General features: G+C 57.9%; 12 protein-coding genes and 1 tRNA gene. 4 read left to right on the top strand and 9 right to left on the bottom strand.

What is annotated here, in order from left to right:
• Window positions 1-114 precede the first annotated feature (114 nt).
• The 7 genes from VEH04_14735 to VEH04_14705 form a co-directional block, all read right to left on the bottom strand.
• Window positions 115-420, bottom strand: coding sequence for a hypothetical protein (locus tag VEH04_14735; GenBank protein ID HYG24033.1), 306 nt, complete (start codon window positions 418-420; stop codon window positions 115-117).
• A gap of 96 nt (window positions 421-516) precedes the next feature.
• Window positions 517-1,119 carry a toxin-antitoxin system YwqK family antitoxin gene (locus VEH04_14730; protein ID HYG24032.1) on the bottom strand — a complete coding sequence of 201 codons (603 nt, stop codon included), beginning with the start codon at window positions 1,117-1,119 and terminating at the stop codon, window positions 517-519.
• On the bottom strand, window positions 1,109-1,966 hold the full coding sequence (locus VEH04_14725; GenBank protein HYG24031.1) for a hypothetical protein: 858 nt from the start codon (window positions 1,964-1,966) through the stop codon (window positions 1,109-1,111). The genes VEH04_14730 and VEH04_14725 overlap by 11 nt, the downstream gene beginning before the upstream one ends.
• 15 nt (window positions 1,967-1,981) lie before the next feature.
• Window positions 1,982-9,883 (bottom strand): hypothetical protein, encoded by a 7,902-nt coding sequence (locus VEH04_14720; protein HYG24030.1) that lies wholly within the window; start codon window positions 9,881-9,883, stop codon window positions 1,982-1,984.
• Between the two features lie 133 nt (window positions 9,884-10,016).
• The gene (locus VEH04_14715) at window positions 10,017-11,042 is read right to left on the bottom strand and encodes a tail fiber domain-containing protein (GenBank protein ID HYG24029.1); all 1,026 of its coding nucleotides are present in this window, start codon (window positions 11,040-11,042) and stop codon (window positions 10,017-10,019) included.
• A 67-nt stretch (window positions 11,043-11,109) separates the two neighbouring features.
• Window positions 11,110-11,712 carry a hypothetical protein gene (locus tag VEH04_14710; protein HYG24028.1) on the bottom strand — a complete coding sequence of 201 codons (603 nt, stop codon included), beginning with the start codon at window positions 11,710-11,712 and terminating at the stop codon, window positions 11,110-11,112.
• Between the two features lie 23 nt (window positions 11,713-11,735).
• Window positions 11,736-13,508, bottom strand: coding sequence for a hypothetical protein (locus VEH04_14705; GenBank protein ID HYG24027.1), 1,773 nt, complete (start codon window positions 13,506-13,508; stop codon window positions 11,736-11,738).
• 250 nt (window positions 13,509-13,758) lie between these two features.
• Here VEH04_14705 and VEH04_14700 point away from each other — a divergent pair, with 250 nt between their 5' ends.
• Complete coding sequence (locus tag VEH04_14700; GenBank protein ID HYG24026.1) at window positions 13,759-14,670, top strand: endonuclease/exonuclease/phosphatase family protein; 912 nt, start codon at window positions 13,759-13,761, stop codon at window positions 14,668-14,670.
• Window positions 14,671-14,809: 139 nt separating this feature from the next.
• Here the strand turns inward: VEH04_14700 and VEH04_14695 are convergent, their stop codons facing one another.
• Window positions 14,810-15,448, bottom strand: a complete 639-nt coding sequence (locus tag VEH04_14695; GenBank protein ID HYG24025.1) for a hypothetical protein — start codon at window positions 15,446-15,448, stop codon at window positions 14,810-14,812.
• Window positions 15,449-15,903: 455 nt separating this feature from the next.
• Between VEH04_14695 and VEH04_14690 the strand changes: the two genes are divergently transcribed.
• The 3 genes from VEH04_14690 (at window position 15,904) to VEH04_14680 (ending at window position 17,487) form a co-directional block, all read left to right on the top strand.
• Window positions 15,904-15,978, top strand: a tRNA-Cys gene (locus VEH04_14690).
• 153 nt (window positions 15,979-16,131) lie between these two features.
• Complete coding sequence (locus VEH04_14685; GenBank protein HYG24024.1) at window positions 16,132-17,187, top strand: tyrosine-type recombinase/integrase; 1,056 nt, start codon at window positions 16,132-16,134, stop codon at window positions 17,185-17,187.
• A 9-nt stretch (window positions 17,188-17,196) separates the two neighbouring features.
• Window positions 17,197-17,487, top strand: coding sequence for a hypothetical protein (locus tag VEH04_14680; protein HYG24023.1), 291 nt, complete (start codon window positions 17,197-17,199; stop codon window positions 17,485-17,487).
• A gap of 324 nt (window positions 17,488-17,811) precedes the next feature.
• Here the strand turns inward: VEH04_14680 and VEH04_14675 are convergent, their stop codons facing one another.
• Window positions 17,812-18,111, bottom strand: a complete 300-nt coding sequence (locus VEH04_14675; GenBank protein HYG24022.1) for a hypothetical protein — start codon at window positions 18,109-18,111, stop codon at window positions 17,812-17,814.
• Window positions 18,112-18,454: the final 343 nt, after the last annotated feature.

Here is an 18,454-nt window from a genome sequence, read left to right as displayed (position 1 = left end):
GAAATTAAACGTCTTGGCATTGCCCGCGCAACGTTTCTTTCCGCCGCGCACGCCGCACCGGAGCGCCAGCTTGCACCGGCTCGGCGCTCCAGGTTTTCCAGAAGGATCAATAGACTACTGGCGCTGCGCGTCGACCCGTGCTTTTTCGAAAGCTGCCTGGGCGTCAGCCTTCTGCTTGTCCGCTTCGAGCTGCGCCTGCGCCGCCTTTTTGTCCGCATCAATCTTTGCCTTCTCGATCTCGGCGTTGATGTCCGTCTGCTTCTTCGCTTCCACAGCAAGTGCGTCAACGGTTTCCTTGCGATCGTCGAGGATCTCTTTCGTCACTTCTTTGCGATCATCGATGGCTGCCTTTTCGCTATCACAGCCGACGAGAACAAATGAAGCGAGTGACGTCACGATGAGGTATTTCATTGGTTTCATGATTGTCACAACGTAATCGCTGAGCGTGACGAATGCATCCGTTCCCCGGGGGCGAATAACCCGCAGCGCCAATGGGGTGTTTCCGAGATCCGCCGGCTACTCCGGCCAGTGTTCGCCTGGCGCCCAAAACCTGTTCTCAACCACCTCGCCCTGATTCATGCGAACGCGCGCCTTGAGCGAACCGTCGGGATGAAACGCGAGCGACTCACCATGCGGAACTCCATTCGTCAATTCAACCCGCTCGCTCAAACGGCCATTCTCAAACCACCGCTCGAAAATTCCCTGCGTTTGTCCATGCACCACCTCGACTGTCGAAAGCTTCGCGCCGCTTTCGTGATACTTTGTCCGGATGCCGTGGGAAATTCCGCGGACATACGTCTCGCTGACCTGGAGTTTTCCGTTGGCATGCCAGCCCTGTGAAAGCCCCTCGAGCAGGCCGTTCGAAACAGAGGAACGCGACTTCAAGCTGCCGTCATCGTGATGCTCCAAAACGAATCCCGTGAAGGGTTTGCCCTGATCGAGCAGCACGCCGTCCCGAAGTTCCAGCACGTTGCGGGATCGCTCGGCGAGAATTGAGCCGGTCGTGCGAGACGGCTTTGAAGAAAAAAGCCAAACGGCTGCAACCGCGAGGACCGCAACAGAAAGCCACGCGATCCACCATCGGGATCGCAAACCGAAGCCAGGAGACTCAGTGGACACGGAGCCGGAAATACATGGGTCCCGCCTGGCCCGGAGGAAGCACGATCTCGGGCTCCACGATGCCCGAGGCTGGCGCGTAGTGCTCCACCTTCGGAACAGCATTGGTATTTCCTGCAGGAACGCGCATCGATACGTCCGCCCAATGCGACATGTTCGTCGTTCCCAGGATCGAATACGTTCGCCCTGCGATTCCGAAGAATTGAATCACGGGGCCCTGCGTGTTCCGCCGAACCATCCGCAACTTGAGGCCGTCCTGCGGATCAAAGGCGTAAGTGCCGGCAATGTACTCCGCGAGATTGCTGATGCCGTCGCCATCATTGTCGCCGTTCCCTGTGATCTGCCCGAGCGTCAATCCGCCTCCGAGCATCTGGATGAGCAACTGCTCCCACGCGTCCGGCAGGCCATCGCCATCTGAATCAACGCCAAGCGTCAGGTTGATCAATGTTTCCCCTGCAGGCTGGCCCAGCGTGGCAAAATTGCCTGCCATCTCGAGCGGCAGGTAAACAGTGTTGCCAATCTGCACTTTCAGCCGGAACGGAACCGTCGGCCTCAAGGCTGCCGTCTTGTAAACATCGGGAGTCGACAGCGAATCCATCGGCACGATCAATCGATAGTTTTCGCCAGGCGCGATCTCCGGCGAGACCTGGCACGCGATGAACACGTTGTTCGTGGTTTCAAGAAACACCTGTGCGGAGCCCAGGGATAAAGGATCGCCAAATTCATCGCGCACGGAACCATGGATCACATGATGCGGCGCTGGCGGAAAGGCATGGGCTGTGTGGAGGCAAGCCACAGTGATGACAAGCGCAACAGTCCACTTCGAGATTGGGTGCAGTAAGGAATTCATAGGTGCGCCAGCCGCTTAGTTCCCGGAGTAGCTGTAGGTGACGAAATGAATTTTCACATCGCGCACGGAGTTGATGAAACGATTCAATCCCTGTTCAGGATCGTTCAACAGAACGTGCCCGGGAATCACCAGCTTCCAGCGCGTGTTCCACACCGAGCGGCCTACGAGCCGATTGTTTGTGTATTGCGAACGCAACAGCGTCCCGCTTGCGCCATACAGGCTCGTGCTGAAATAACCCGCGCTCGGGACCGGCCGGAACGCCTGGTGCTTGCGGATTCCGAAGATGGGCTCGGTCAGCGAATCTGCAGATGTATAGAACGGCAGCGTTGAGAAATCCGATGCGCCCAGGTTGAACGGCAGCGGAATCGCCACGTCAGCCACACTCCACGAACGGATCGCGCCCGTGTCGCCCAGCGGCGGTGTTCGCATCGTGTCTTCGCCGACCGGGATCAAATACACGTAAGGCGTCGCCGACAATGCGGTGGGATCCAGGAACCAGGTGTCGGGATCGGGAGGCGATGATCCACCCGCGCCTGCATTCGCCGCAGGAACATCCATTCCGCGATACCCTTCCAACGCCACTCCAACCCCGAAGATCTTGGTGGCAAAGGAACTCGGGCTGAAGGCGTGGTCGCCACCCGCCAGTTGCTGGCCGAAGACGTTGTGCCCGTCCGCAATCACGGTTCCAAACTCAATCACAATGCCGGGCGTCGGCAGCCCGCTTCCGCGGCTGATCTGCAGGCAGTTGCGCCGAACGTCGGCATCCGCCATCAGGTCAGGGACCCTTCGTTGCAACAATAGATCCTTCCACGTCGCGTCGTGGTTTGTTCCGGGGAGCACACGGAAATTCTCCATGCGCAACGAAACCGTGGTTCCATACGCGTCGGGATTGTTGAAACCAAGCCGGCCGCGGAGGACATCCCAATCCGCCTTCATTTCCGCCAGTGCACTCGAGATTCCGGGATCCCCGCTCGCGCTGCCTGCGTATTGGGGTTCGCCATTCCGCACCACGCCCAAGGCACGCGAACTGACAACGCGGCTCACGAACGCCCTGCCCGCCTCGGTATTCAGCAAGCCGGTTTCGTAGTCGTATGCGTTTGCGGCCAGGAATGCGTAACGCGCGGCAAGATCAAAAAGCGTCTTGTACCGTTCGAGCTTCTCATTTCTGAAGATCCGGAACGCTGCGTCACGCGAACGGAATCCCTGGACCACGGCGGATGCGCGCTGGCGGAAGACAAGCCGCTCCTGCTGGATGCGATCGCCTTCAGCAATGAGCGCGCGATAAGCGCGGCGGGCGTCGTCGTACTCGCGATACCTGAGATTGATCAACCCGAGCCCCGCCTGGACCTTCTCAAAGGAATCGCCCAGTGCCTGCACGGCGCTGCGGACCTCCTGATCCCATTCCATCGGCGCAATCTGTTCGAACTCGGTCCAGCGCTTGGCGGTTTCGGTCGAGAGTTCCAGGGCCTGCACAATTGCAAACTGCACGAACTGCCGAATGTCGAAACCCTTCTTGATTCCATAGCCCGCGAGCTTGATCGCCGTCCGGCCCGCCGAGGTGAGATCGCCGCCCGATGCCACGCCCACGATCAAGCTTCCAGGAAGAGCTTCCGAAGTCGCATCCGACGTGAAGATGATGTCCTCCTCGATCGAATCGAAAACCTTGTCGATGATATCGTTCGCGAACTTCACGCTCTGCAGCGTTTGCTCCGCGATGAGAAGATCCTTCTGGAAATTGCGAATGGTTTCATGATCCGCGAGCCGCGTGTTGAAGAGGCCAATCACCCGGTCAAGATCCGTCTTGCCACCCGCCTGGTCGAACAGCGCCTGCCGCAGCGCTGTATGCGATGCAATGACTTTGGAAATTGCCTGTTGAACCTGCCCAGGCGCCGCACGCTGCCCCGTCCAGTGTTCGGGTTTTTGCGCGAATCCGTCCGGCCCAATATCAATTTCAACGTAATGAACTCCGTTGGAATAATTGGGGTCAGTGGAATCCAGGATGCCGAGATTGGTCAGGTTGTAATTCTGCAGCCAATCGGATGCGAAATCCTGGATGTCGATCAGGTACGCATTGTTGGTTCCGGGATAATTCCAAACACCAGGGAACGGCTGTTCGGGCCGATCGACGTAGTTGTAATGGACGAGGTCCGGACCAGTATAGCCCTGCCGCCAGGTTTTGCCGGGACCGATGTCATCGGTGTAGGGCGTGCCGTAAAGTTCAATCAACCGGTTCTCAAACGCGAGTTCCTGCTTGGCCACGATGTTCTGGAAGTCGGCGAGCGAATCCTGCTCGGATCGCATCAGGCGCGTCACATCCTTGGCATCATCAAATGACGCCACCGCATTATTCAGCGCCGCCTTTGCGCGGTTGTAAACCTGGTCAAAGTGCGTTCCATTTTCCGCCCCGATTGCGGTGGGGTTCAAATCGAATGCAATACTATTCTCGGGCAGCCCGATGGGCGTCATTCCGCCTTCCGCGTTTTCCATCGCTTGCTGCAGATTTCCGCCGAGCGTCGCGAGTTCCTGGAGCTCGGTCACGGTCGTGCGATCGATCTTTTGAATCCCTTCATGCAACGGATTGGGGTCCTCGCCCGGAATTACGGCATTGCCGACAACCCAGTTCAGGAACCCACCCTGTCCACTGCGACTCGCCCAATGATCCATTCCCCAGTAACGAATGGAGTTGCGGTTTGTGGTTCCATCCATGTAGGTGCGCTGCGTGTTGACCCGTGTCGCGCCGAAATGATTCCACCCTGCGCTGCGCGTCGCCCTGTAATCCTGCCGCCACGTCAGGTCGAAAGCCTGCCTCCCCGCCCGCGCCAAAGCCGCTGCCGCCGCGGCAAATTTGCGTTCGTCCTGGTAGTCAACAGAGACCGGCTGGCCGAGCACGAGCACCGCTTCCGAACGCGGCACCCAGTCGAAATTCTGATTCATCAGCAGCGAGTAATATCCCTTCAATGCAGTCAGGTAATGGCCGTACGCATCGCCGTGTCCCTGCGGGAACATATGCGCGGCGTCCTCCGCATTGATCACGCCGTCAGGATCGGAGTTTGGATTCTCCTGCACATTGTAGTTGTTGGCATAGATCACTTCGCCCGAATCAATGCCTCGCGTGTAGTTCCAAATGAGGCGGTTGTAGATCGGCGTCACCTGGACTCCAGGAACCAGAAAATCGTCCCGTCCGCGAATGAGCGCGAGTTCCTCCTCCAGCAGTGAAGCTGTCTGCCCCTTGAAGGCAAACAATGCAGTCGCAATATCACTGTAGGTGTGATTCGCCGTTCCAATGCCAATCGTCGGATTTGCCGCGTCGGCCCAGGCCTCATTCCCCAGCATCATGTAAAGATCGCTGAGATAACCCGCTGCAAGCAGGAGCGCGTCGTTCGCCGGTCCATAGTTGTATCCCGACTCAATGCTGATGGAACGTCCGCGCCGAAGCACGGTCTCGTAGATTTCAATCAATCCGAAGTTGTTGATGTTCTCGAGATTTAACGCCACGTCGCCTTCCCAGCGGCGGCCCGCCTGCGTAAGAATGCTGGCATCCGTGTTCACGCGATTGTTGAACAGGTCCGTGATCCGCTGGTTGAAAGGATTGATCCCGGCCAGCACCCGCTTGATCCAGCCCTCAGCAAGTTGCGACGGTGTCCAATCGGACCATTGATCGAACAGTGGATGGTCCGGGTTTGCGGGCTTGTATCGAAGCACCAGGTAATTGTCGCCCAACACCTGGATCCCGGAGCCGCCCAACAGATAACGCGGCAGGTTGGTTCCGCTTGTGAGCGAAAGATACTGCGACATGACTTCGTCACGGAATGGCGGCTGGCCACCTATCGGCGCGGCAATTTTCCATTCGTAGAAGTACTCGCCAAAACGCCCCGCAAAATCCACCGAGTGCTGGAACGTCACCTGTTCGCTCAGGGGATTCGCCGCCGCTATCACCTTCAACTCGCCAACATAAAGTTCAGGAACAATCCGGAAGACATGCAACGCAACAGGATCGCCCGGCTGCGTGAATGCGGTGCCGCCCGATTCAATGATTGTCACATACCCGTTTCCGGGACCGCTCGATGACAGCGCATAGGAATCAACTGCCAGGTTGTCGTTTCCAACTTCCGCCAGGTCCGAAACGCCCACAGGCTCCGTTAATCCGGGATCGGGAATATACGTTCCCGGCACCGCGGGGTTCTCGTAGAACGTTTCCATCGGCGTCGCGAGAGCATCCACGAGCGCAGTCCATTTGGGCGCGTTGTCCTCATCACTCGCAGGGCACAGCGCCTTGACAGCGGCCAGGTCCGACCCGCGCAACACATTCAACAGCAAATAATCCAGCCCGAGGATTTCATCCACGAACTCGCCCTTCAGCACGAGACTGCCCTTCGCACCGCGGTTTGGATCGAAATACACGCGTTTCGCCAGATGCGGCGGAAGATTCGGGAAATAATATTTGCCGAGGTAAATCTCCATGCGGACGCTCGGAGGAACAACATCCAGCTCATGCTCGTCCAGGCTTGCGTACTTCTCCCGAGTCGGATCGTGAAGAATCACGCTGGGAATCGCGTTCGTAATGTTGGCAGCAATGGATTGCTGGTACAGGACCCGCGCTGTCTTGAAGAAACGAACGCCGGGCAGCCCGTTGATCGGCGCCGTGAGCGTCTGCCCGTACGGCATCATCGCCACCGGTTTGCTGCCGTCGCTCACATCACGCTCCGGCCAGACAGGACGATAAACGATGTCGAGGGCCGCCGTCTGCTTCGAGGAGGGATCGCCCAGGTAATTCGTGCCGTCATGCGGACGCAGGTAGGGAACGATGCTGCCGGCGGCCGGCGGTGAAGACATCCCCGGCCATGCAAAGCTCGGTTCCGTCTTGTAATAGTACCGCATCGTAAAACTGTTCGATGGCGCAGGCGAGTGCGCGAGGAACGGCGGCCGATTCGAAAACACGATGACACTTCCTGTGTAAACATTCGTGCTTGCGATGGTCAGCCGCTGTTGGGTGACTGGCGTTCCAGCCGCGATGACATTGATTGAAAATGAGTTGGTGACCTTGTCGTGAAGATATAGGTCCTGCACCACGAGCTGCAGGTTCACGACGCCGGTTTGGTTCGTCCCCGGCGTTCCGTGCAGCCGCAATCCGGAAACCGTCAGCCACGACGGGATGTTGCCAACGGGCGAAACGTCCAGGAACTCGTCCTGGCGCGACGCGTGCAGGAAATATTGAAACGGCTGCCCGGCAATCGCCGTGGCGTTCGACGCGGCGACGAAGCCCCGTGTGGCAGTGTTGTAACTTCCCGCCTGCAGTGCGGGCAATCCGTCGTGGGCGCCGCGATACACCCAGAAGTTATGTTTGCGATCACGATACGTGAATCGCTGGTAATGCCCGAACGGACCCTCAGCGTCGCGGGTGTCATCCCATGCGCCGGGAAGATCACCGGCCTGCGAATCGGGTTCCGTGTTGTAGTTCACCGCGGCATCGCCGCTGCCTTCCACCGGCTTGGCGAGCAGTGGCAATGGCATGGGCGCCTGCAACTGGCGTCCCGCTTCCGTGATGTAATCAAATACCCAGCCCGCTTCCGGCTTCTCGCGCTGGACCTTGAACGCCGACATCGAAGGCCGCCCGTCCTGGTCGGCATATTGCAGCAGGACGAAACGCTCCGACGAATAGTTTGTGCCGCTCGTGATGTTCAAATCATCGCGCGTGGCGAACACCGTGCCTCCCGACACAATCGCGTGTTCCTCGTTCGGGTTGTAACCCGGCAGGTTTCGGTTGTTCTGGAAGTAAATCGAACCTGCCTCCTCAAACGAATTCAAAGGCGCGACGCCCGCATTTCCCTTGCTGCTCGCCAGCACGATCTCGCCCGCATCAACGGGCCATTCAATCGTGTAACGGCCGATGACAGAAGGCCAGTGGATCGTCTGGAAACCTTGCGCCGTGTTCGCGCCGTTAGGGCGAAACCACCAGACCTCAAGCCGGTTCGCACCCGGAACCGCATTGATTGGAATGATCGAGCCGAGATTCGCCGTTTCAAATCCTGCAGCGAAGGGATTGATATAGGCATCGACGTTGTAATGCGTTCCATTCTCAGGCCGGATGTGGCCCGTGTAGAAGGCATCGCCCGGCGCTGACCCCAGTTCCCCCGCGGGGGCAATAATGCGTTTGCCGACGAAAACAGTTTGATGCACCACGCGGGGCGCTTTCAGGGGATCAGCCCACGTGACGGTCTGGTTCGTGGGATTCCAGCCGATCAGGTTTGTGGCAATCGTTCCCGCGAAGTTCGTCCCTTTGAGAGTAACGTCCAGCCACGAGAATACCCGTTCAAATGCAATGTTGTCCCCTGAGTTGAACAGAAGCAGTGTCCGATGCGCGGAATACGGCGGCTCAAGGTGCGTGTAGAACGCGAACGTTTCGGTCATCTTCGCCCGCGGCCGGTCGAACGGATCCTGATACTGAATGATCGGCACGTTGTCGGTTGGCATCGGCACCGCCGTGAGCTTCGCTTCATTTTCGTTTGTGACAGCGGGACGCAGGTAATGGCTGTAACGCGCGGGATCGTTCGGCCAGACAAGGCGATATCTTCCAAGCAACGACGGCCATTTCAGCCCGACTTCACCCTCCTCCATCCAATGCACAAGATAATCGTTCACATTCTGCGTCTCGCGAATGGCGAACAAACGGATGAGTTCAGATCCCGAAACATTCTGCTGATACGCGAACGGTGTCGTGGAACCCTGAATCACAGGTTCTGGCGTGAGCAGAGTCAACGAACCAGGCGATGGCGGCGTGACGCGCTCGCCTAAATCAATTTGCACATCCAGAGGCGTGGGCTGCTTGAGCACATCAACGATCTCGTAGCCAAGCTGTTCGCGCGATTGTCCATCCGATCGTGCATCGCCGAGCAACTCCACAAAAACCCGGCCTTGAAGGTTGTAGGCAAAGAGGTTTCCTTGCGCTCGATCGTACCACAAGGTCCGCAATTCCGGCAGCGGCGCGTTGGTGGTTCCGTCGGTTGGGCTGGTATCGCCCGGCCCCACGTACTCCTGCGGAACAGTGCGCGGGAAGTTGCTGTTGTAAACGATCTTGAGGTCTCCAATCCGCGTGCTCGGCACGGCCACGGGCTTGCTCAAACTGCGAAAGCCGCGTTCGGTCCAATAAATCTTGCGGGACGGTTTCACAGGTGCGCCCGACACGATGTAATCAACCCTGTGCAGGCGGAAGTAATTCCCCGCATTGGTGAAATAGCTGCCGTTCGTCCCAGGCCACGTCGTGGTGTAGGCGGCCTTCATCCAAGTGATCGAGATCGGCCCCGGCTGGATCGCATACACCTTTCCTGAATTGATGCTCCAGTAATATCCGCCATTGGTGTGGCCTGTCGTCGAATACGGTTCCGCCAGCCAATACTGCTCGGGAGCAATGTTGGTTAGGGTGATGCCGTTTTCGTCCGTGATGGGCACAGGAATTTCAGCCCCGAACGCAAATGAAACCTGCCTGCTGAGATACGGGGCGCCGACCGTGGCGCGACGCAGCACCATGACCGCAACGCCGTTCGACAGGCCCACGGGCAAGCCCATTTCAACCGCGAGCGCGCCAGTCAAAGGCGTTGTGCCACCGTTCAACGCAGCGGAATTGCTGGCGATGATCGATTCGGCCAGCGTGCGGCCCGGAACGGCGCCGAATGATACAAACCCGCGAAACTGGTTTGTAGTGGGAAGCAACGCAGAACCCGACTCATCCGCAAGGGTCATGCGGCCGTCGGAACCGGGTGGCGTGTTGGAAACTGTCGAGATGGGAACGCCGCGGCGTGACTGCAGGTTGAACGTGGTTTCCAATTGCAGATACTCAATCGGCAAAACGGTCTGGCCAGCCGCATTCCACAGGCCCGACAGGAGCACCAGCCACAGGGCGATCAAGCGTGAGTTCTTCATGAGCGCTTTCACGAAACTACGAAACAAATCTTTTCCGAACCGCTTCCTTCAACACCAACGCCGGGCCCGGGTCCCGCGAGCACGAAGCCGTTGCGGAAGACATCCAGGGTTGGCGCGAGCTCGATCATGACCCTTAGCGTGCCGCCGCGGTGGTCGTTGCCGGGGTGTCGAGGCGCGAACGCAACTCCTTGTTCTCACGCGCCAGCTCAGCGAGCTGCGCCTTGATTTCCGACAATTCCGAATCGTGCTGCTGCTTGAGCTCCTGAATGGCCTTGATCGCCACCACTCCCAGATCGCTGTAACCCACCGTCAGCGTCTTCTGCTTGGTTTCAGGATTCTCGTACGAACCGACCATCTCCGGAAACAACGGCTGCAACTCCTGCGCAATCACGCCCAGCATGTGCTTCGAATCCGGCTCGCTTTCCTTCCAGCGAAACCGCCGTACTTGCACCTTCATCGCGCGATCCAGCATCGGCTCGGCGTCCACGATGTCCTTCTTCAGGCTGCGGTCCGAACCGAAATCCCAGTTGGAATCGCCGTCAAACAGCGCATATCGATTTCCCGCGCTGTGAAGGCTCGAGTTCAGCTGCACCACAACCTGCACACTGTCGCGATAGAACTCGGCATACCGCCCATCCGGTCGATCCAGCCGCAAACCCGGGATGGAGCTGTGCCTAACGGTCAGCGGCATGCTGGGAGTCGTGGTGCCGATGCCGACGTTTCCATTGTTCTGCATGAACATCACGGAAGCGGAAGTGTTGTTTCGAATGTTGAAGCCGCCGGCGCCGTAGTTGAGATAGGTGATGTTGTCCACCCACCGCGGCCACAGAAAATTCTCGAACACGCCCGATGAATTTTTCGCCGCAACGGTGTAGCCGTTGTCCATGCGAATTTCACCGCCGCTCACGAGAAGGCGGCCGCCCGACACATGCAGACGCTCCTGGGGATCCCAGGTTCCAATGCCCACCCGCGTGTTCGATTGAAGCGTCAGCGGGTAATTGGCGACCTGCCCCGGAAGTGTGCTGCTCGCGAACAACAGCTTGCCCGCGCCTTCGCCGTTGCCTGATCCCGTGGAAACCAACTTCCAGTAGGAGCCGCCCGTGCTCGTGTTGCCGAGGATGAACCACGTTCCCGTCACGCTGGACGAATCCACGCGCATGGTTGGCCAGGAAGTGTCAGAAATGTGGAAGCGAGCCAGCGGCCCGGCAATTCCAAGCCCCACAGCATTATTGAAGATTTGTGTTCCACTGAACGTGTTTTCCCCCGGATCGCAACGCCACGTTCCCGCTCAGCCGCGTGTCGCCGATCGTGCCCGAATTCACCGCGCCGCCATCGACGTTCGCAGCCGAGATCGCCTTTTGCGAAAGAAACGAATAGGGCGACGTCAGCAAACGCAGCCGCGGCAGAATGTCGACATCGCTTCCACCGCCGCCAATGCCTTTGACCGTGATGCTCACCCAGCGATCCGACGCGGTGTTGTTGGTGAAGAGCGTGTTCAGCGCAGGCCGCGGCTCGCCAATGCTGCTGCCTTCTCCCAGCAACACACTGAAATATCCCTTGTCCACCGTCACAGTCTGCTGCTCTGCCCAAAGCTTTGCCCCGCCCGTCGCGCCATCCCAAATGCGGAAGACGACATCGTAGTTGCGCGGCGAGTTCGTCGCCAGCGCCGCCCCGTTTCCGTCCACGAGGTAGCCTTGATAGGTCATCAGGTTCGGAGGATTAACCGTGGCCTGCGCCTGGACGCTGTGGTTCAAACCGAGGAGAAACCCGGCCGCGAGCAGCGACACAAACAATTCAATTCTCCGGCGATGGGGATGTTGGATCTTCATGGTGAAATGTTGCTGAAAGGTTGTCAGGGCGCAGGTGTCAGTTGCGGAATGTCGGTAACTCGGTTCAAGGTGAAATCCCCGCGCACTTCAAAACGGCGCGTGTCGTTGGTCCCTCCCGCCCGCGCGAGTCCGCGCATGATGATGACTTCGCGATAGATCCCGCTGACGGATCGATTCGCAGAAACCAGGCTGCTGAAATCATTTCCCGGTGGGGTAACGCTCAACGTGATATCGCGCTGCACGCTGTAGGATTCCGATCCTTGCGCCAGCACGCTGTTGAAGTTCACATTCAGGTTGTCGTGGTCGGGATGATACGTGTGGAGAAAAGGGCTCGAAGGGCGCGCATTGTGGCCCAGCATCACGGTTGTCGACAGGTTCGTCTGCGCAGGAAACCGGCCATTGAACGACCACGCGGTGTTTGGAGAATTCCACGGAAGATGCACAGCGCTCAACCGCCGGGCGTCCTTCAGGAACGCCGTGTTCAGCGCCGACTCGCCGAGGGTCACAATGGTGTTCGTCGCGGCATCAAACCCGACAAACACGCGTTGCAGCAGCGCCGCATTTCCAGCCGCGGGATTGTGCACCAGCAGCCGCAATGGATACGGCCGCAGCACTTTTTTGATCGAGGTGTCAACGTTCGTGACAATGTAATTGCCCTCCGCCGCCTGGATCGGCGCATCGCCCGCGCCGCGTTGAAATGACTTGAGGTATTGCCCAACCTCATCCACCACCGCGCTTCCCACCCACAGCCCCGCGCTGGAAGCCGCCGTTGCAGCCACGCCCACATCCACTTGCGTGAAACCAAAGTTGTCGGTGAACCGCAACACTCCCGCAAGCGTCGTGCCCGCGGGACTGCTCATGGCATGGCGATTCAACCCGATAACAGCTTCCACTTCTGAGCCCGGCTTGTTCGCGGGCGCCAGCGTCCAGGAACGCGTGCCTCCCAGGGGCAGATTCGCGTAGCCGTAAACCAGGTTCGTCACATTGAAATCTGTTCGCACGATCAACGGCGGAAGGCCGCCAATCGCCGCCTGGCCCGCAGGCGCGGCTTCGGAATTGGCAAGGGTCACAGTGACGGTGATGGTGTTCGTGGAAAGATTCCGCAGGCGCACTGAAGCAGCGCTCCCCGTGTCGCCAAAATCAATCGCCGTTCCATTCAACTTCACTTCGAAGGGCCCAAAGTAGTTGTTGAACACCTCGCCTGCCCGAATCCAGAATGCCTGGCCGCGTTTGACACTCACCGCGCGAAATACATTCGGGATGAGACGCACCGGGTTTCCCGTTCCAAGTTCTCCGCCGGGATAATGAAAGATTTCAGGGACCACGCCTTGAAGCGCTGGCGAATGCGATAGAAACGCGTCGAATCGCGGCGGGTTGACGGGCACGGTGGGAAATCCAATGAAGTTCAAGCCCGTGATCGTCCAGTCATGCCGCGGCGGCACGGGACGTCCCTTCAGCGTCCATGTGTAGGTGGGCACGTTGACACCCACGCGCACGAGGTAAGCCGCGTCACCGTCGAGGCGCTGCAGCGAATTCGCGTCGCGCGTCCGCACCCAGCTCGACCACTCACTCCCGGGATTCGGATTTTGCGGGCTGTCCGTGAACTGCGTCGTGAAGGGAGGATTCCATCGCCAGATTTCCACAATCGGATTGGAAGGATCGCCACCCACAAGCGCATTGAGCGTCGTGTAATCCGCATTCACATGCAGGAACACCGCGTTCCACCCGCTCTTCAGTTCAATCGATTGAGACTGCCACTGCGCGCGTCCAGGGCACACTGTGGACAAGAGCCCCATGAAAATCAGCAGGCAAGTAAAGCGCCGTTGGATAATATCAATTGGGGTGAATACCTACCGCATGAGGGCAAAACGCGGCACTGCGATTCGTGTGCGGGCTGGCATTGGATGCGTTGATTAAACCTGCGTAACCGTGTGTGGTGCAAGAGGAAAAAGTTTCGAAATTGAAAAAAAACTTCTTAAGTGTTTAACGGCGGCGGTGTTTGCAATTCGCGCTTTCGTTTCTTCCCTCGCTCAACAAACATTACGCATGCGATGGATGACAGGGTGGATCTTGGGATGGTTTCTTTTCGCGTTCACAACAAGCGGCGCCGAGACGTTTCGCGTCGCCACCTACAATCTCGAGAACTACCTCGACACCGCCACCGAATCCAGGCCAAACCCCAAAACGTCCGCGTCCCGCGCCAGGATCCGCGAAACAATTCTGCAGATGAAACCCGATGTCGTAGCCCTTCAGGAGATCGGCAGGATCAGCGCCTTGATGGAACTTCGCGATTCGCTGAAGCGCGACGGCATTGAATTTCCACACTGGGAACACGTCAGCGGTTTCGACACAAACATCTTCGTGGCAGTGTTGAGCCGTTTTCCAATCGTCGCGCGGCGGCCGCACACAAACGAAACCTTTCTGCTCAGCGGCCGGCGATTCCACGTGAGCCGCGGGTTTGCCGAAGTGGACATCCGCGTAAATGCCAGTTACACGTTCACTCTGATCACCGCCCACCTGAAGTCAAAACGCAATGTGGGGTTTGCCGACGAAGCCGAGCAGCGATTGGAAGAAGCCAGGATTCTTCGCCGCATCATTGAAAAGAAAATGACGGCCAATCCGAACGCGAACCTCGTGGTGCTGGGTGACATGAATGACACGCGCAACTCCCCTCCCCTGCGCACCATTCTCGGCCGCGGCCGCTCGCGTCTCGTTGATACGCGTCCATCAGAATGGATTGAAGGCAATGAACCATCACAGGAGCAGCGAGCCGTCACGTGGACACATCATTACGGGATCGAAGACACCTACAGCCGGATCGATTATCTGCTGCTCAATCCTGCGATGGCAAAGGAATGGGTGAAGGCGAAGTCATACATTCCGCGAATCAATGATTGGGGAACCGCATCTGATCACCGCCCCGTCCTGGCGACATTCGAAGCAGCAGACGCCCGCTGATCCAGCAGGCGCGCGGCGTTCACGGCCGCTTCAATACTCGCGCTGCAACACGCGTCAGCAAGTTCCACGGTCACCGCACATCCCACACTGAAGCAGGCCGAAGCCGGGCTGAAGCCTGCGCTCCTGCGGCGCGTCGTCCTCACTGCCGCTCGTTGCGAACGCGCAGGAACACGTTCGGTCCGCAGATTGGATCCAGCCGGCCGAAGCTCGTCGTGTTCGTTCCACTCTCCAATACGTTTGTAAATTCCGGCACAGATGCCCAGGCCGTCAGATTCGAGGAATATTCCGGCACGGCATTCCAATTCTGCGCGCCCAGCGACTTCATCGTGATCCCCGCGGCCGTGATCGTGATCAATACCACTTGGCCTGTCGGCGGCGGCGTCGATTCAGGCGGATCGATAATGTTCAGGGCTCCGCGCATGCCGAACGCACTGTGCGTCGAACAATTGTAATACAACTGGTTCGGCGCATTCGTCGGCACGGCGAACGTCAACGTTCCCGCCTGCGCCCCGTTATTCACAACACCCTGGTTGTACGCATTCGCTGTTCCGTCACTCATCGTTGTCTTGATGAAAAAAGGATGGCCGAATGCGTTGAGGTTGAAAACGTACGTAACGCCGCGAACGAGCGTCAAAGCCGGGTTTAACGTTGGGTTGCCCGCAAACACGTAGTTGAAACCATTCACGCCCACTCCATTGGTCACCTGGGCGGCTGCATCCGAAACTCCGCCGCACAGGCACACAAACAGGAAAATTTTCATCGCTCTGTTCAGGCTCATGATTGCTGATAGGAGAATCCGCGCACCAATTTGTTCCCGCCGCTGAATCACCGTCGCGAAAACCCCTGCGCAGTAAATCCGTTCAGTCCCCTCGATCCTGTTTCCCGAAAGTCAAAATGCATGTAGCGCACGCTGCTTGTCCATCGCGCCGTCCACTTCCATTCGATGCCCGCAGCAATTCATCGAAACCCAGTGTGGCGGTCGCAGCGGTTTCAGGCAGAATCGATCCCATTCCCCAATGCGCTGTGGTGGCATGGATTTGTGGGGATTCGGAAATCAGTACAACGCGCGGAAACTCACCAATGAGAGGCAACCGCGTCGGGTTTGTTCCACGACTATGGCGATCGCCTTTGCGGTTTCGTGGGCGCCGTCGGTGTTGGATTTTGAATTTCCGCGAGCATGCGATAGAACTTGCGCGGGCAATGAAGCTCACTCATCTTTGGGCATTCCTGAGCGGCGGGGTAGCCAAGTGGTAAGGCAGGGCTCTGCAAAAGCCTTATGCGTCGGTTCGATTCCGACCCTCGCCTCCACCCAATTTCATTGGGAAATCGGAGGAAAAACAGCGGAGTTTCAGTGAAAGTTTCAGTAGCCGAAGTACTCGGCTACAACCCGAGCCAAACTCGGTCACTGCTCGCTACGGGAGTCGGTTCGGGGTGGTTCATGTTCACAACGTGAGAAAGAACATGAAACAACGCTACCGCGTATTCCTCCGCCCCTGGGGAGTCTATTACTGCGAAGACCTCCAGACCGGCAAACAGGAAACCCTCAAGACCCGCGACAAGGACGAAGCCTACCGCATTGTCGCCGCCCGCAACGAAACTGAAGAAGCTCCCGCGTTCAGCCTTCACCTGGCCCGCGTCTATTGGCAGGCAGGCGACCCAGATGCCGCCAAGCGAACCTGGCAGAACGTGATGAATGAAATCCCCAAGTTCAAGACCGGGGACACGCATCGCCGCTGGCTCGTCGCCATCAAGGACAAGGCGTTTGATTCCATCCGCAATCTGGTCATTCTGGAAACCAAGGCCGACCACTTCCTGAAAGTGTTGGAGAAGGGTTCCATCTCCACCAACATTTACCTGCGGCGAATTCACAACTTCGCGCTCGATATGAGCTGGCTTCCCGTGGCGGTGCTGCCCAAGAAACGCTGGCCCGCCATCAAGTTCAAAGCAAAACGAGCCATCACTTTGGACGAACATCAGAAGATCATTGCTCGCGAACCGAACGCCGAACGCAAGGCGTTTTACCAACTCGCTTGGCAGTTGGGCGCGTCGCAATCGGACATCGCTTTTCTGGAAGCGAAAGACATCAACTGGGAGCAGCGTGTCGTTGCCTTTCACCGCAAGAAAACCGGGACACTGGTGCTCCAATCGTTCGATGACGAAACGGCGGCACTCCTGAAAGACCTTCCGAGTGAAGGCCCGCTCTTTTCGTATCTGCGAACCGTTCGCGCCGGCGACCGGGCGACGGAGTTCAAGCAGCGTTGCGGGGGCTTGGGCATCAAAGGTGTAACACTGCATTGCTATCGCTACGCTTGGGCGCAACGGGCGCGTAAAGCCGGAATGCCGGTGCGCTTCGCGCAGGATGCACTCGGGCAGAACAGCAAAGCCGTTCATTTCGGCTACGCCGACCTGCCGGAAGTCAAGGTGCCGACCTTGAGCGAATACGAGAAACGGCGGGCGATGTTTGCGCAGGGCAAAGTGACGGAACTCGAACCCGTTGCCGAAGCTGTGAACACATAAGGAGGCACCATGCGAATTTATGCACATGAAATTCTGGAGCCAGTGTTTCACTTTCTTGACTGGCTTATTAGCGAGTACGGCTTGTACCTGTTTTTGGGTTTCACCGTCCTGTGTCTCGTCACGATTGCATGGGTGCTCAGTGGCGGATTGCGTCCGAAGGACAGCGACGGTTCTGATGATTGCGACGTTTCGGTTGGAATCATTATCTATCCACCCAAGCCGCCGCCCGATCCGCCCGAGGAATGGGGACCATACTTCAACCCGCCGCAGGATTGCCGGGATTACGACGACTTTGATTGAACACGAACGGGCGAGCGGGCAAAGACCTGCCCGCTCGCTTGGTGAGTGATTCACGGCAAACTTGGCTGCTGAATGCACAGCCGCCCTGTCACGAGTCAAAGCAGCCGTCTCGTGAACATTCAGCGATCAAATTGCCGTAGGCCGTCTTTCCGGCAGTCACGACATCGGAAAATATTCCGCGTTTGTCGATCCGCACGCCTTGATTATTCGCGCCGGGCGCATGGCGGGACTCGATGAACGGCTAGCACGCTCAACCCCGAGCCGGGGAATCCAAAAAATTTTTGGCGCTCGCGGACAGTCCGTCCGCTCGCGCCGTCCAGGTGATCAAACGCTCGCATTCGCGAGTTCGGGCATTCGCCCGGTTTTCTGTGATTCAAGATGCCCTTTGCGGCTATTTTTATCCCGCCAGTATTCGACAACCGCATCGGTCGCCTTGCTGAACCATTTTTCATCTCGCCGCAAATCTTCCAACGTCGATGCGAGAAAGAATTTTTGGCCATTGTGCGCCGGATGTCCGAGCGGCTTGAGCAATCCCTTCGCAATCAGAATTGAAATCTCATGCTCGCCGAAACCCAGGAACCATGCGGCCTGTTCCATTGTCAGCCGAGCAGGCTTCAGTGCCATATTCAGAAACTCTTTCATCTCCGGTTTCATCATCCAATGTTGGGATCGTAGTCGACGGTTTCCATTTCCCTGTTCAAGCGCTGAACAAAATCGGAATTGAAATGGTTTTTGCAAAGCACAGCTTCGCTTTGCAAAAGCCTAGAGGCGAACTGAGTGGCAGGGCTTTTGCGGTCAAGAAACGAAGCACAGCGGAGTGATGGACCGTAAGCGGTAAGGCGTGGGCGTTGCACTATAGGGACAACTTTCGCCGAGAACAAAGCAAGATATGTGGTGTGATCTCTGTTGCGAAAAGTCCCGGCCATCCCTATGAATGCTGACCTCGGTTAAAGCAAAACCACCCTTG

The organism is Verrucomicrobiia bacterium (assembly GCA_035629175.1).
Lineage (GTDB): Bacteria > Verrucomicrobiota > Verrucomicrobiia > Limisphaerales > DASXHY01 > DASXHY01.
The sequence above is the reverse complement of the archived record's forward strand: the minus strand, read 5'-3'. Positions and strand labels throughout refer to the sequence as shown.